Source organism: Aeromonas salmonicida subsp. salmonicida (assembly GCF_001643305.1).
GTDB classification, from domain to species: domain Bacteria; phylum Pseudomonadota; class Gammaproteobacteria; order Enterobacterales; family Aeromonadaceae; genus Aeromonas; species Aeromonas salmonicida.
Window position 1 is genome coordinate 26,395 of sequence record NZ_LSGW01000115.1, and the last position, 15,078, is coordinate 41,472.

The following is a 15,078-nucleotide window of genomic DNA, read 5'->3' on the forward strand; positions in this document are numbered from 1 at the left end:
AGATATAATCCGCTCCATAACAAATAAGGGAGCTGTGTCTTGCAATGGCCGATCATGAAAAAATCGATATCAAGGATGTGACTGACAAGAGCGTCACCGGGACTTTCAACCCGAACACGTTCAAAGCCAGCGATGACAGGTTCAATCCAGGCAACCGCATTTACGTGAGGGCACAGACCGGCTATTGGCAGCGGATGCGCAAGATCATGGGCTGGTTCTTCGTGGTGCTCTTCGTTGCCTTGCCCTGGTTGCGCTATGACGGTCGTCAGGCCGTGCTGTTCGATGTTGGCCATCAGCAGTTCCACATTTTTGGTGCCACCATCTGGCCGCAGGATCTGACCCTGCTGGCCTGGATCTTCATGATCGCCGCCTTTGCCCTCTTCTTCGTGACCACCTTCCTCGGCCGGGTCTGGTGCGGCTATCTCTGCCCGCAGACAGTCTGGACCTTCATGTTTATCTGGTTTGAAGAGAAGCTGGAAGGCGCCGCCAACAAGCGGCGCAAGCTGGATGCCGCCCCCTGGAGTGGCGAGAAGCTGGCCCGCAAGGGGGCCAAGCATCTGGCCTGGATCCTGCTATCCCTCGGTACCGGTCTCACTTTCGTCGCCTATTTCCAGGATGTGACCGAGCTGGTGCCCGACTTCTTTACCCTGCAGGCTAGTGGCTGGGTCATCTTCTGGGTACTGTTTTTCACGGCCTGTACCTACGGCAATGCCGGCTGGATGCGTGCCATCATGTGTATCCACATGTGCCCCTATGCCCGCTTCCAGTCAGCCATGTTCGACAAGGACACCTTCATCGTCGGCTACGACACCAAGCGTGGTGAGACCCGGGGTGCCCGTAGCCGCAAAGCGGATCCCAAGGCGCTGGGGTTGGGGGATTGCATCGATTGCGACCTCTGCGTTCAGGTCTGCCCGACCGGCATAGACATCCGCGACGGCCTGCAGTACGAGTGCATCAACTGCGGTGCCTGCGTCGACGCCTGCGACCAGACCATGGATCGGATGGGCTATCCGAAAGGGCTGATCAGCTACACCACAGAGCACAAGCTGGCCCATAACAGCACCCACGTGGCGCGGCCCAAGCTGCTCGGTTATGGCCTGGTGATGGTCATGATGCTGGGGGTGTTCGTCTACAACGCCATGTCCATCATGCCCATGGGGCTCGACATACTGCGAGATCGCAACCAGCTGTTCCGCGAGAACAGCGAGGGGCTCATCGAGAACACCTATACCCTCAAAATCCTCAACAAGACACTGCATGCCCAGACCTATCAGCTGGATGTGGAAGGGCTGCCGGAGCACGAGTGGTTCGGCCCCCGCGAAGTGACCCTGAAGGCGGGCGAGATCTACACCCTGCCGGTGAGCGTGGCGGTCGATCCCTTCAACCTGAAGAAGCCGACCCTGGATATACAGTTCGTGCTGAAACGGGATGGGGCGGCAGCCGATGACAGCAAGGGCACACTGCGTCAGGCCAGCAAGTTTATCAGCCGACTGTAATGGGAATAGTTGGTGCAACTGATTGGTTTGGAACGCCATTGAGCTTAGTGGTGATAGAATGGGGCGCAACGGCGCCCCTTTTTAATGGTGGATGACATGCGTTTCAACTATTCCGACCTTACTCCCGACCTCATCATGGATGCGCTGGATCTCAGCGGTCTGCGACTCGACTCCGGCCTCATCGAGCTCAACAGTTACGAAAACCGGGTCTATCAGTTTCAGGACGAGGAGCGCCGCCGCTATGTGGTGAAGTTCTACCGTCCCGGTCGCTGGAGTCGCGCCCAGATCCTGGAAGAGCACGACTTTGCCGCCCGACTCAATGAGGCGGAGATCCCGGTCGCTGCGCCGCTCTCCTTCGCGGGCGAAACCTTGCTGGAGCATCAGGGCTACCCCTTTGCCATCTGGCAGAGCGTGGGTGGCCGCCAGTTCGAGGTGGACAACCTGGATCAGCTGGAGTGGGTGGGACGTTACCTTGGCCGGATTCACCAGATCGGTGCCAGCCGATCCTTCCATCACCGCGTCCGACTGGATGTGGAGAGCATGCTGCACGAACCGCGTGAGCTGCTGGCATCCGGTGAATGGCTGCCGAGCGGGCTGGCCAAGCAATTCTTCGGTGTACTCGACGAGCTGATCAAGCACGTCTGCGATGCCATGACTCTGGATGTGGCACAGATCTCCCTGCACGGTGACTGTCATCCGGGCAATATTCTGTGGCGTGATAGCCCCATGTTTGTCGATCTCGACGACTGCCGCACCGGCCCCGCTATCCAGGATCTCTGGATGATGCTGAGCGGCGAGCGCCACGAGCAGTTAATCCAGCTCGACACCCTGCTGGCCAGCTATGAGGAGTTCATGGAGTTCGACCCGCGCGAGCTGGCCTTGATTGAGCCGCTGCGGGCCATGCGCATAGTTCACTATATGGCCTGGCTGGCACGGCGCTGGGACGACCCTGCGTTTCCCCGTCACTTCCCCTGGTTCAATACCGACCATTACTGGCGTCAGCAGATTGCGACCCTGCATGATCAACTGGCCGCGCTCAAGGCGCCACCTTTGACCCTGATGCCAGGGTGGTGACATATCAGGAGTGCTGATCGGTGCCCGCAGATCGCGATACCTGCCGCATGATCAACTAGCCGCGCTCAAGGCACCCCCTTTGACCCTGACGCCAGGGTGGTGACATATCAAGAGTGCTGATGGGTGCCCACAGCTCGCGATACCTGCCGCACGATCAACTGGCCGCGCTCAAGGCACCACCTTTGACCCTGACACCGGGGTGGTGAGCGAGGGCGCGTCGGCATAAGCCCACAGCGATTGTCTGTCGATGACGCTCTCTGCCGTAGCGCCTGCTGGTGTGGCCCTTTGCCATTGACGTCTGAGTGGTGACGCAATAGGCTTGGCACTGCTTCGGTTCGCCGGGCGTGCCTCACAGTGATCCCTTAACAGGAAACGTCATGAAAAAAGTACTATTTTTCCTCGCTGCCATGCTGATGATCCCCATGGTTCACGCCGCCCCCGAATTCAAGGAAGGCGTTAACTATGACGTGGTCAAACAGACAGGCAGTGCCCAGCCGGAAGTGGTGGAGTTTTTCTCCTACTACTGCCCGCACTGCGCGACCTTCGAGCCGATCGTTGAACAGTTGAAAGCGGGGATGCCAGAAGGCGTTCCCCTCAAGAAGAACCCGGTGGCCTTCCTGGGCCGCGAGATGGGTCCGGAAATGCAGCGCGCCTATGCCCTGGCCAGCCTGCTGAATGTTGAAGCCAAGCTGACCCCGGCTATCTTCAACAAGATCCATACCCAACGCCAGTATCCGCAGAGCCGCGCGGATGTGAAGCAGATCTTCCTGGATAACGGCGTGCCGGCTGAAGAGTTCGACGGTGCCGTCGACAGCTTCGCCGTATCCGGCATGGTGTCCCAGTTTGATCGCAACACCGAGAGCTACAACATTCGCGGTGTGCCGGCCTTCCTGGTCAACGGCAAGTACATGGTTAAGATCGAATCCATTACTTCTCAGGAACAGTTCAGCCAGTTGGTGAATTTCCTGCTGGCCAAGAAAGACTGATCCCGCAGTAACCCATGAAAAAAGCCCGCCGGTGCAAACCGGCGGGCTTTTTGTTTATCGGGATTGGAGCCTGACCAGCTCAACGCCGGCTGCTTGCTCCCGATTCAGATCTGGCAGTCTCGCTGGGAGGGGGCTGGGCGCGGCAAACGGGAGCGGCGGCTGATCCCCTCAGCCAGCCAGACCAGCAGCAAGATGGCCAGGATCAGGGTGGCTGCCTGATCGTAACGGAACAGGCTGAGCGACACATAGAGCTGCTGCCCCAGCCCCCCTGCGCCCACCACCCCGAGTATGGTAGCGGCCCTCAGGTTCATCTCGCCGCGATAGAGGCTGTAGGCCAGCCATTGGCGTGACACCAGTGGAAACAGCCCGTACCAGAAGCTGGCCGTGGGGCCGGAGCCGCTCAATTGCAAGGCGAGGCGAGGGGCCTGATCCGCGTTCTCCAGCGTCTCCACGAACAGCCGGGCCAGCACGCCCGTGGTGTGCAGGGTAAGCGCCAGTATGCCCGCCACCGGCCCCAGCCCGACCGCGATCACCAGCAGGCTGGCGAAGATGAGCTCCGGCACGGATCGCAGCAGGTTGAACAGCAGCCTCAGTGGCCAGCAGTGGCGGGCGAGACAGGCCAGCGGCAGGGCCAGCAGGGCGCTCAACAGGGTACTCAGCAATGCCATCTGCACCGTATCGAGCAGGCCAAGGCCGACTGTTCGCAGAAAAGGCCCCGACCAGTCCGGTTGCAGAAACTCGCCGATGAACCGGCCCAGCCCGCCGAAGGAAAAACTCAGCATGCGCCAGTCGAGCTGGTGGAGTGCCATGGCGCTGGCCAGCCCCAGGCAGGCAAGCAGTTGCAGGCCGGGGGAGCGGGTGTGGCGCAGCCAGGCGCTGAGGCCGTCGGCCAGGGTCACCAGCAGGATGAAGGCCAGCAGCAGGGTCACTACCTCACCACCGGCAAACATGCGCAACGAGAGTTCGAGCTGCTGGCCGAGCCCGCCAGCACCGACGAAACCCATGATAACGGAGGCGCGCAGAGCACACTCCCAGCGATAGACGGTGTAGGAGAGCAGCTCCTGGCGCACCGCGGGCAGCACGCCGTACCAGAGCGCCTGCAGGCGGCCGCTGCCGCCGAGTAGCAGGGCGCGGGCCGGTTGCAGGGCGCCGCTCTCCATGATCTCGTTGTAGACCTTGGCCAGCATGCCGCCGTAGCTGACGGCGATGGCCAGGATGGCGGCCAGGGGCCCGAGCCCCGACAGACGCACGAACAGCAGCGCCCAGATGAGCTCGGGCAGGCTGCGCAGCAGAATGGCGATGAGCCGGCTGAAGGCGCGCAAGGCGCCGCGCAGCGGGCTGGGGATAGGCCCCAGCTCGGCCAGCGACAGGGCGCGGGAGCCGAGCAAGGCGAACGGAATGCCGAGCAGCAGGGCACCGGCCAGCCCCAGAGTCGCCACGGCCAGACTCTGCAGGGTAGCGGTCAGGGTCAGGGCCAGAAAGTCCTGATCCAGGCGGGGTGGCCAGCTGGTGGCGAGAAAGTTGCCCATCTGCCGCCAGCTCTGACCATCGAGCAGGCCCAGCCAGCCGTCGGCCTGCTGCCACAGGCTGTAGCCGACCAGGGCCAGCAGCCAAGGTAGGGGATGGTGCCAGCGGCTCATCAGCCGACGCACGGCAGTGCCTCCTGGTCACCGGCGTAGAGGGCGCCCAGCATGGCCGGGGTGACGGCGGTGGCGGGGCAGTCGAACTGCACCCGTCCCTCGCGCAGGCCTATGATGCGGGGGAAGCGCTCAAGGGCCAGTTCGACCGCGTGCAGGCTGGCGATGAGCGTGCTGCCGTGCGTGCGGGCTTGCGCCAGCAGGGCATCCAGGCTGCTTTGGGCGAGTACGGGGTCGAGGGCGGAGACGGGTTCATCGGCCAGCATCAGGTCCGGCTGCTGATAGAGCACCCGGGCTATGCCGACTCGCTGCAACTGGCCACCGGAGAGCTCGCCGCAGCGCTGCTGCCACTTGTCGGCGAGGCCGAGGCGGGCCAGTTCGGCCCGAGCACCGTCCGGATCGCAGGGGCGCAGCAGCGAGAGCAGGGCGCGAACGAGGGACCACTGGCCGAGTCTGCCAGCCAGCACGGCAGTCACCACCGGCTGGGAGGCGGGCAGCGGAGGCTGCTGCCAGACCATGCCGATCCGGCTGCGCAGCCGCTGGCGGGCCCGGGTGGAGAGGGCCCAGGGATCTTCCCCCCACAGGGAGAGTGCCAGCTCACCGCGCAGCTCTGTACCGATCAGCCGCAGCAGGCTGGTCTTGCCCGCGCCGCTCGGTCCTATGATGGCGACGCACTCCCCCGCCTCGATCTGCAAGCGAAGCGGATGCAGGATGCGACTCTCGCCGAGCCGCAGCCCTGCTCCATTCAGCGCAACGGCGATCACTTCAGCAGACCGGCCTGGGTCGCGGCCGCTTCTATGCCCTGGTAGTTCTCGGGCTTGGTTTCGATGAAACGGCTGGCCCGTTGCAGCTTGAGGATCTCGGCCTGGGCCGGGACGGCAGGATCCAGGCTGAGGAAGGCCTGCTTGATTTTCTCCTGCAGCGCCGGATCCAGGTCGCCGCGCACCGTCCAGTTGTAATCAAAGTAGGTCGGCGTGGTCCAGATCACCTTCACCTTGGCGGTATCGACCTTGCCCTCTTCCACCAGCTTGTCCCACACGGAGGCGTTGAGCGCACCGGCCGGCACCTTGCCGGAGGCGACCCAGGCAACGGTGGCGTCGTGAGCGCCGGAGAAGGCGACATGTGCGAAGTCACGTTCCGGATTGATGCCCTGCTCGGCCAGGAAGTGGCGCGGCATCAGGTGACCCGAGGTGGAGGAGGGGGAGCCGAAGGCGAAGTCCTTGCCCCTGGTGTCGGCCAGGGTCTTGATGCCGCTGTCGGCATTGGCGATGAATTTGGAGGTGAACTGGGCATCCTCCTGGCGTTGGACCAGCGGCACTACCTTGTCGGCCCTACGATGGGCCTGCACATAAGTGAAACCCCCGAGCCAGGCCATGTCGAGTTTGCCGGCAGCCAGCGCCTCGACCACGGCGGCGTAATCGTTGACCGGTACGAACACCACCTCGCGCCCCGTCTTCTCGGCCAGATATTCTCCCAGCGGGGCGAACTTGCGCTGCAACTCGGTGGGGGCTTCGTCCGGGATGGCGGATACCCGCAGCGGTTCGGCGGCAGTGGCGCCTAGGCTGGCCAGCAGTGTGGTGAGGGCAAATATCCATTTAGAGGTCATGGGCAGTTCCTTGTGGTCTGTCGTTCGGGCAAGAGAAAGGCCCGACACCAGTCGGACCTTTCAAGAGGGTCATGGTAGGGGGCCACCGGCGCTCTGCGCAAGATGGGCTCCTCAAAAAGGCACGTTACACCCCGACGTGGAAGGCCTGCTTGAGGTTGCGGATGAAGTCCGCATCCCGGCACAGGGTCTTGCCCGGGCTGTCGGAGATCTTGGCGACCGGGCCGCCGTTGCACTCCATCAGCTTGAAGACGATGTTCATGGGGCTGACACCGGGCAGATCGCAGGTGAGCTTGGTGCCGATGCCGAAGCTGGTGTTGATGCGGCCACGGAAGTGGCGGAACAGCTGCACCGCCTTGTCGAGGTTGAGCCCATCGGAGAAGACCAGCGTCTTGTCGGTGGGGTCTATGCCGAGGCGCTGGTAGTGGCTGATGGCCTTCTCGCCCCACATAACAGGGTCGCCGGAGTCGTGGCGCAGACCCTGATAACGGCTGGCCAGCTCAAAGTCAAAATCACGCAGGAAGGCGTCCATGGTGATGCAGTCGGTCAGGGCAATGCCGAGGTGGTTGGTGAATTCGTCCAGCCAGCTGGTGAGGGCGGCGCGTTGGCTGTGCTCGAGCGGGAAGCCGAGCTGCTGGTGAGCCTGGAACCACTCGTGGGCCTGGGTGCCCACGGCAGGTAGTTGGTACTTTTGGGCCAGCAGGTAGTTGCTGGTGCCGCGAAATGCCGGCAGCCGCTCCTTGAGACGGCCCACTACCGCATCCTGCACCGCATGGGAGAAGCGGCGACGGGTACCGAAGTCGATGAGGTTGAACTCGCTCATCTCTTCCGGGCTGAGGTCCTGTTCCAGCTTGTCGATCTTCTGATCGAGCCGATCCAGCGCCTGGTTGACGCCAAACTGGGGATAGCGGAAGCGGTTGCGCATCTCGCTGATGATGGCGAGCACAGGGATTTCCCACAGGATCACATCCTGCCAGGGTCCCTCGACCCGCACATTGATGCGGCCATCCTGCTCGAATACCTGCAGCAGGGAGGCATCGAGGGGCTTGCGGCGCAGGTGATCCAGGTAGTCGGCGGTGAAGAAGGGGCGCTCGGCCAGAAAATTCAGTTCCGGCCTGGTCAGCCGCAGGGAGCCGGCGAGACGCAGTTGCTCCTCTATCTGGCCCATCATGGGCAACAGATCTTCTTCGTTGCGGCTGTGGAATTCGGCCACCACCTCGGCATCAGGATAGCGGTGGAACACCGCCTGCTGCATATGCAGCTTGTAGGCATCGGTATCGAGCAGACTGGTGAGGATCGGCGGCATATCAGGCTCCCCGCAGGCGGGCGAATGCCGGCCACATGTGTAGATTGCAGGCACCGGTATCGGGCAGGCTGGTGAGAATCGGCGGCATATCAGGCATCCAGCAGGCGTTGTACATCCATCAGGGTCTGGGCCAGCTCGGCCCCGGCTTCGATCATCTGGGAGTGAGCACTGGCAACCGTATCCGGGGCTATGCCACGGCAGGCATCGAGATGGACGATCACCCGAAAACCGGCGTGGCGCAGTTGCAACACGCTGGTCTTGACGCAGTAGTCGGTGGCGAGGCCGCCGACCAGTACGGTATCGACCTTGCGGGCCTGCAGAAATTCGATGAGCCCTGTGCTGCGCCGTTCGGCCAGGTCGTGGAAGCAGGTGCCGTAGGGGTGCAGATCCGGCTCGACCCCCTTCCAGACGAAGAAGTCGTAATCGATGGGGGCGGGCAGGCCATCCAGCAGCTCGAAGCCTTGGGTGCCGGGCACACAGTGTACCGGCCAGGTGAGGTCGGCATTGGGCAAATCCAGCGGCAACAACATGCCGGCTGGGTCACTGACGGCCCAGGCTGCGTTGGCGGGATGGGAGTCCTTGCTGCCAATACGCAGCGTGGCGAGGGTGGCCTGAGCGTTGAGCGCAGCCACAATATCATCCCCGCCCACGACGGGCAGTTCGTTCGGGCAGAGGGGAGTAAATCCCTTCTGCGCATCAATATCCAGGCTGGCGACGGTTCCCATGATTGGCTCCTTCACATACTATTCGTGTGATATTATCTACCAAACATTAATGGAAGGCGAGCAGGGCGATCGACATGCTGAGAATGAGTCTGGATATGGTGGTGCTGCGGTTGTACGAGGAGCGGCTCGAGCTGTTGCTCGAAACCCGCGATCACCCCCCCTTTGCCAACTGCTGGCAACTGCCGGCACTGCGCATCGACGAGACTCGGGATCGGGACCTGGACACGGCTCGCCATCGCCTGCTGGCGGAGTGGGGGCTCGGCCACTGCTACAGCGAACAGGTTTGCACTCTCGGCAATCTGGAGCGGGATCCCCGTGGCTGGTCCACCGCGCTGGTCTACCTCTGTCTGGTCGATCCGGAAGTCGAAGCCGTGCACGGTTGCTGGCATCCACTCTCGGCCCTGCCCGGCCTCAGCCTCGCCTTCGATCATACCCAGCTTATAGCCAGAGGGCTGGAGAGACTGCGGATCAAGAGTCGCTACAGCACCTTGCCGCTGCAACTGCTGGGGCCCGAGTTCACTCTCTCCGAAGTGCAGCGCGCCTTTGAAATCATCCTGCAAACTCCGATGAACACGGCGGCGTTTCGCAAGCGCATCCATCGCGCCGACATTCTGGTGGATACCGGCCGCAAGCGGACCGGCAAGCAGCGCCCTGCCATCCTCTACCGGTTGGAGAGCCCTTGCTGCGTCATGTTCGATCAGGTGATGCACGGGGCAGAAGCATGAGCAAAGCGCCGCCCCGGGTGCTGGTGAGTGCCTGCTTGCTGGGTCAGCCAGTACGTTACGATGGCCAGAGCAAGGGGATTGTCAGCGACTGGCTGAATGAGCTTGGCGCCGAGGGGCGAACGCAGTCTTTCTGCCCCGAAGTGGCAGGCGGACTGCCGACTCCGCGCCCCCCTGCCGAGCGGCAGGGTGATCTGGTGCTGACCGCGAGCGGACTGGATGTGACGGCCGAGTTCGATCGCGGTGCCGAGCTGGCTCTTGCGCTCTGTCAGGCGCAGGGGATTCGCTTCGCGCTGCTGAAAGAGGGGAGCCCCTCATGCGGCAGCGGCCGTATCTATAACGGCCGCTTCGAAGGTGTGTCAGTGGCGGGTGAGGGCAAGACCACGGCCCTGCTGCGTCGCAACGGCATTGCAGTGTTCCGCGAGGAGCAGTTGCCAGAACTGGCCTTGGCGCTTGCTTCGGCAACCGCCAAGGAGGCGGACTCAACGCCAAACTGACCCATAGCATCGGCCTGTATCACTTGTGCCCGCACGACGTCAGTTTACTGCCAGCGCGCATTCCGCCATTCCTGAAAACCACTCTCAAACTGTTGCCATGGTCACCAACCTGAAGGCCAGCCCTGCTGCCGGGTAGAGCTGGATTGGCGAGGGGTCTTTTACTGCGCCTTGTCTGACAGCAGTTGGCTAAGAGTCTGGTCCTTCTCGTGCCAGATCCCGTTCAACCACTGTTGAAACGCCTGTTGGAACTCGGGGTCATTGAAGTAATCCCCTACCAGTTTGCGTTCAATCGGCAGAAAGCGAACCTGAACCTTGATCTCCTTCACCCGACCGCACATGAAGTCCCAGTAACTGGGGATACCACCCGGATAGGCGATGGTCACATCCACCAGTTGATGTAGCTGGTCGCCCATGGCCGCCAGGGTGAAGGCGATGCCACCAGCCCTCGGGTGCAACAGATGGCGATAAGGCGCTGCCTGTTTGTCGTGCTTGTGGGCGGTGAAGCGGGTGCCCTCCACGAAGTTCATCACACTCACCGGAATGTGGCGAAACCTGGCACAGGCCTTTCGGGTTGTTTCTATGTCTTTTCCCTTCAGATGTGGCCTTTTTTCCAGAAATTTACGGGAATAGCGCCGCATGAAGGGGAAGTCCAGTGCCCACCAGGCCAGACCGAGAAAAGGTACCCAAATCAGCTCTTTCTTGAGGAAAAACTTCAGGAAGGGGATTTTTTGATTAAAAACCCGCTGCAATACCAGTATGTCGACCCAGGATTGATGGTTGGCAATCACCATGTACCACTCATCACGGCTTCCTTTGTCCGCGCCGACCACCTCGAAAGAGGTCCCTATGATGGTTTTCTGGATCAGGTTGTTGACACCGATCCAGCAGCTTGCGCAGCCATCCAGCAGAGCGTTGCAGAGGGTACGCCAGCCTTTAAGCGGCAACAGCAGCTTGAGAATGCCCAGCAAGAAGATGGGGATACACCAGAAGAGGGTGTTGAAAAAATAGAGCAAGGTCGAGAGGCTGCCGCGCAGCCGCTCTATCAGCTTGTTTTGCATGAGTCGGGTCCGTCTCGTTGTCTGTGGGTGGCAACCAAGTGGTCAGATCTGTGGCCATAATATCAGCCGATGAGCCGCTAGACCATGCACGGGACCATCACGCATGTGGGACTCACTATCTCTCTATCCCAGCCATTCAGCCGCTGCGCAGCCGCGACAGCAGCCTGTCCATGGCCCTGTAGCCGAGCGCCTCGATCAGATGATCCTTCTCGATCGCAGGTCGCCCCGCCAGATCGGCTATGGTGCGTGACACCCGCAGTATGCGGTGCCAGGCCCGGATGCTGAGTCCCAGCTTCTGGATGGCATTCTCCAAAAACTCGGCATCTTGCGGCGATAATCGGCAAATGTCTTCGATTTCACGACTATCAAGGAGATTGTTGAGCTTGCCATTGCGGCTCAGCATTCGCTCCCGCGCCGCCAGCACCCGATCGCGGATTTGCTGGCTCGATTCCCCCCGCTCCGCCTTGCCGGTGAGGCTGCCCTTGGGCAGCAGCGGCACCTCTACCGTCAGGTCGAAGCGATCGAGGAAGGGGCCGGAGAGCTTGCCGAGATAGCGCAATATCTGATCCGGGCTGGAGCGGGTCTGGCCGTCGCCATAGTGGCCGCAGGGGCTGGGGTTCATGGCGCCCACCAGCTGGAAGCGGGCGGGAAAATCCACCTGACGGGCGGCGCGGCTGATGGTGATGTGGCCCGTCTCCAGCGGTTCGCGCAGAGAGTCGAGTACCTTGCGCTCGAACTCCGGCAGCTCGTCGAGAAAGAGTACCCCGTTGTGGGCCAAGGATATTTCGCCGGGTCTGGGATGGCTGCCACCACCCACCAGGGCCACGGCTGAGGCACTGTGATGGGGTGTGCGATAGGGTCTGTGGTGCCAGTGACCGGCGCGCGGGGTCAGGCCGCCGATGGAGTGGATGGCGGCGGTCTGCTGCGCCTCCTGCTCGCTCAGGGGTGGCAAGATGCCGGGCAAACGGCTGGCCAGCATGCTCTTGCCGGTACCAGGCGGGCCTATGAACAGCAGATTGTGGCTGCCGGCGGCAGCGATCTCCAATGCCCGCTTGGCCTGTGACTGGCCGATCACATCCTGCAGATCCGGTACATCGGGCAGGGAGTCCGTGGTCTGGGGCTCCGGCAGGGGCAGCTCATATTGGCCTGCCAGCCAGGCGGTGACGGCCAGCAGCTGGTGGGCGGTACGCACCTCGGCATCCTGAATGAGGGAGGCTTCGGGGCCATTTTCTCTCGGTACCAGCAGGGTGCGCCCCGCATCGCGGCAGGCGAGCACGGCGGGCAGCACCCCGAGCACGGGACGGATCTCGCCGGTCAGGGCCAACTCCCCTAAAAATTCGTGATCGAGCAGGTATTTTGCCGGTATCTGCTTGGAAGCAGCGAGAATGCCGATGGCGATAGCCAGATCGAAACGGCCTCCCTCCTTGGGCAGGTCGGCGGGGGCCAGATTGACCGTGATGTGTTTGCTCGGGAACTCGAAATTGCCGTTTAGCAGGGCACTGCGCACCCGATCCCGGGATTCCTTCACCGAGGTTTCCGGCAATCCCACCATGTTGAAGGCGGGCAGACCGTTGGAGAGGTGAACTTCCACCGTGACTTGCGGCGCCGCTATCCCCAGGCTGGCACGGCTATAAACCACAGCTAATGACATAAATCCCGTCCTTGGTTTGATGTATGTGCTGGTTAACCGTTTTTTATTAGTTTTTTGTTCCAGCCGTCAGGCTGCTGCTTAGTCAAAATCAGAGTCTTGTCAGGTAAAAAAGGCTTGCCCAATAAAAATCACCGTGCTAGTTCTAATAGCCATTCGCGGTGCAAACCGCTCCAATTTTACAGGATTTCCGGTTGTAACTATGAACATGGCCTCCCGTTTCGTCAGCATTATTGTGGTCCTAGTGGTGATTATTATCTCACCGCTCGGGGCTCGTTTAGCTGCACGGAACAAGGGATAGACCCACCACCGGACAGAACGAAACAAGCGACCCCCGAGCCTCACAGCTCGGGGGTTTTTTTTCGACTACAGGACAGGATTTTCCACATGAACGGCGCGCAGTTTTTGGTACAGGCTCTCAAGAAACAGGGTGTGACCCAGGTGTTTGGTTACCCGGGCGGAGCCATCATGCCGGTCTACGACGCCCTGTATGACGGGGGCCTTGCCCATCAGCTCTGTCGCCACGAGCAGGGGGCCGCCATGGCTGCGGTGGGTTACGCCAGAGCCTCCGGCCAGGTGGGGGTCTGTATCGCCACCTCGGGCCCCGGCGCCACCAATCTGGTGACCGGGCTGGCGGAGGCGCTGCTCGACTCCGTGCCTCTGGTGGCCATCAGCGGTCAGGTGCCCTGTTCCGCCATAGGTACAGATGCGTTTCAGGAGGTCGATGTGCTCGGCATGTCCCTCTCCTGCACCAAGCACTCCTTCATGGTGACCGATGTGGCGGATCTGGGGCGTGTGCTGGAAGAGGCCTTCGCCATCGCCACCGAAGGTCGTCCCGGTCCTGTGCTCATCGATTTTCCCAAGGATGTGCAGCTGGCCGCCGTGCCAGCGCAGAATCTGTTGTTTGCGGTGGAGGAGCCTGAGGCACTCAATCCGGCCGAGCTGACGCTGGTCCGCACCCTGCTGGCGGCTGCCGAGCGCCCCGTGCTCTACGTCGGTGGCGGAGTGGGCATGGCCAATGCCGAAACCCAGCTGCGCGAGTTTGCCGCCGTCACCGGCATGCCGGCGGTCACTACCCTCAAGGGGATTGGCGCGCTGGATCCTGACAGCCCTGTCTATCTGGGCATGCTCGGCATGCACGGTACCAAATCGGCCAACTATGCGGTGCAGCAGTGCGATCTGCTGGTGGTAGTGGGTGCCCGGTTCGATGACAGGGTGACCGGCAAGCTGGAAGAGTTTGCCCCCGAGGCCAAGGTGATCCATCTGGACGTGGATGCCGCCGAGTTCGGCAAGCGCCGTGCCGCCGAGGTGGGCATCACCACGGATCTCAAGCGGGTGTTGCCCGCCCTGGCCATGGCGCTGGCCATCGATCCCTGGCGTGAGCACTGCGCGAACATGGCTCGCGAGTATGCGTTTCGCTACGACCATCCCGGCCAGCCCATCTATGCCCCGGCCCTGCTCAAGCAGCTTTCGGCCCGGCTGCCGGAGAACAGTGTGGTGGCCTGCGACGTGGGTCAGCACCAGATGTGGGTGGCCCAGCACATGCGCTTCACCAGCCCGCGCAACCACCTCTCCAGCGCCGGCCTCGGCACCATGGGGTTCGGCCTGCCCGCCGCCATCGGCGCCAAGATGTCGCGCCCCGATGACGAAGTGGTGTTGGTGAGCGGTGATGGCTCCTTCATGATGAACGTGCAGGAGCTGGGCACCATACGCCGCGCCCAGCTCAAGGTGAAGATGGTGCTGATCGACAACCAGCGTCTCGGCATGGTGCGCCAGTGGCAGGAGCTGTTCTTCGATGGCCGCTACAGCGAAACCATCCTCTCCGACAACCCCGATTTCGTCGCTCTGGCCGCCGCCTTTGGCATCCCGGGTGAGACCATCACATGCAAGGATCAAATCGCAGCAGCCCTCGACCGCCTGCTGGGGAGCGAAGGCGCCTATCTGCTGCATGTGGCCATTTCAGAGGAAGAAAACGTCTGGCCCCTGGTTCCGCCGGGAGTCGCCAACCACAAGATGATGGAGCAACGCCCATGAACCCGCACACCTTTGCGCAGCCAGCATTTGCACAACACACCTTGCACATTCACGCCCAGCCCAGACCTGAAGTGATGGAGCGGGTATTGAGGGTGGTGCGCCACCGCGGCTTCAATCTCTGTGCCCTCAGCATGGAGATGGGGGCGGAGCAGGATTGCCAACAACTGCGGATCACGGTTACTGTCGAGTCGGTGCGTCCCATCCAGCATTTATGGAGCCAGCTGGTCAAGCTGGTGGACGTCTCCCGGGTCGATGCACTGGAACAGCAACCCCGGATCAGAGCTTAAGGAGC

At 62.0% G+C, this 15,078-nt stretch carries 14 protein-coding genes; 7 read left to right on the top strand and 7 right to left on the bottom strand.

Annotated elements, in window-relative coordinates:
- The first annotated feature begins 44 nt into the window (after positions 1–44).
- The 3 genes from ccoG to AXW79_RS20840 all read left to right on the top strand — a co-directional run bounded on the left by ccoG (position 45) and on the right by AXW79_RS20840 (position 3,556).
- Positions 45–1,496: a cytochrome c oxidase accessory protein CcoG gene (gene ccoG, locus AXW79_RS20830; protein WP_005318186.1), complete on the top strand. Its 1,452-nt coding sequence runs from the start codon at positions 45–47 to the stop codon at positions 1,494–1,496.
- Between the two features lie 84 nt (positions 1,497–1,580).
- Positions 1,581–2,570: a serine/threonine protein kinase gene (locus AXW79_RS20835; protein WP_005318188.1), complete on the top strand. Its 990-nt coding sequence runs from the start codon at positions 1,581–1,583 to the stop codon at positions 2,568–2,570.
- A 377-nt stretch (positions 2,571–2,947) separates the two neighbouring features.
- Positions 2,948–3,556, top strand: a complete 609-nt coding sequence (locus AXW79_RS20840; RefSeq protein ID WP_005318191.1) for a thiol:disulfide interchange protein DsbA/DsbL — start codon at positions 2,948–2,950, stop codon at positions 3,554–3,556.
- 104 nt (positions 3,557–3,660) lie between these two features.
- On the opposite strand, the gene AXW79_RS20845 is transcribed toward AXW79_RS20840, so the two are convergent.
- The 5 genes from AXW79_RS20845 to AXW79_RS20865 form a co-directional block, all read right to left on the bottom strand.
- On the bottom strand, positions 3,661–5,196 hold the full coding sequence (locus AXW79_RS20845; RefSeq protein WP_005318194.1) for a PhnE/PtxC family ABC transporter permease: 1,536 nt from the start codon (positions 5,194–5,196) through the stop codon (positions 3,661–3,663).
- Positions 5,196–5,957: a phosphonate ABC transporter ATP-binding protein gene (locus AXW79_RS20850; RefSeq protein ID WP_005318196.1), complete on the bottom strand. Its 762-nt coding sequence runs from the start codon at positions 5,955–5,957 to the stop codon at positions 5,196–5,198. The genes AXW79_RS20845 and AXW79_RS20850 overlap by 1 nt, the downstream gene beginning before the upstream one ends.
- Positions 5,954–6,799, bottom strand: a complete 846-nt coding sequence (locus AXW79_RS20855; protein ID WP_005318198.1) for a putative selenate ABC transporter substrate-binding protein — start codon at positions 6,797–6,799, stop codon at positions 5,954–5,956. Before AXW79_RS20855 ends, AXW79_RS20850 begins: the two co-directional genes overlap by 4 nt.
- Positions 6,800–6,923: 124 nt before the next feature.
- Complete coding sequence (gene pncB, locus AXW79_RS20860; protein ID WP_011898223.1) at positions 6,924–8,102, bottom strand: nicotinate phosphoribosyltransferase; 1,179 nt, start codon at positions 8,100–8,102, stop codon at positions 6,924–6,926.
- Between the two features lie 89 nt (positions 8,103–8,191).
- Complete coding sequence (locus tag AXW79_RS20865) at positions 8,192–8,827, bottom strand: nicotinamidase (RefSeq protein ID WP_005318202.1); 636 nt, start codon at positions 8,825–8,827, stop codon at positions 8,192–8,194.
- Positions 8,828–8,901: 74 nt separating this feature from the next.
- Here AXW79_RS20865 and AXW79_RS20870 point away from each other — a divergent pair, with 74 nt between their 5' ends.
- Entirely contained in the window at positions 8,902–9,552 is a 651-nt protein-coding gene (locus tag AXW79_RS20870) for an NUDIX hydrolase (protein ID WP_011898224.1), read from the top strand.
- Positions 9,549–10,046: a DUF523 domain-containing protein gene (locus AXW79_RS20875; RefSeq protein WP_005318207.1), complete on the top strand. Its 498-nt coding sequence runs from the start codon at positions 9,549–9,551 to the stop codon at positions 10,044–10,046. The genes AXW79_RS20870 and AXW79_RS20875 overlap by 4 nt, the downstream gene beginning before the upstream one ends.
- A gap of 158 nt (positions 10,047–10,204) precedes the next feature.
- Here AXW79_RS20875 and AXW79_RS20880 read toward each other — a convergent pair whose 3' ends face one another.
- Together AXW79_RS20880 and AXW79_RS20885 are read right to left on the bottom strand one after the other, a co-directional pair.
- A complete protein-coding gene (locus tag AXW79_RS20880) occupies positions 10,205–11,104 on the bottom strand; it encodes an acyltransferase (RefSeq protein ID WP_005318209.1) in 900 nt (299 codons plus the stop codon).
- A gap of 136 nt (positions 11,105–11,240) precedes the next feature.
- On the bottom strand, positions 11,241–12,755 hold the full coding sequence (locus AXW79_RS20885) for a YifB family Mg chelatase-like AAA ATPase (RefSeq protein ID WP_011898225.1): 1,515 nt from the start codon (positions 12,753–12,755) through the stop codon (positions 11,241–11,243).
- Positions 12,756–13,139: 384 nt separating this feature from the next.
- Between AXW79_RS20885 and ilvG the strand changes: the two genes are divergently transcribed.
- Positions 13,140–14,786, top strand: a complete 1,647-nt coding sequence (gene ilvG, locus AXW79_RS20890) for an acetolactate synthase 2 catalytic subunit (RefSeq protein WP_005318213.1) — start codon at positions 13,140–13,142, stop codon at positions 14,784–14,786.
- Positions 14,783–15,073 carry an acetolactate synthase 2 small subunit gene (gene ilvM, locus AXW79_RS20895; protein ID WP_005318216.1) on the top strand — a complete coding sequence of 97 codons (291 nt, stop codon included), beginning with the start codon at positions 14,783–14,785 and terminating at the stop codon, positions 15,071–15,073. The genes ilvG and ilvM overlap by 4 nt, the downstream gene beginning before the upstream one ends.
- Positions 15,074–15,078 lie beyond the last annotated feature (5 nt).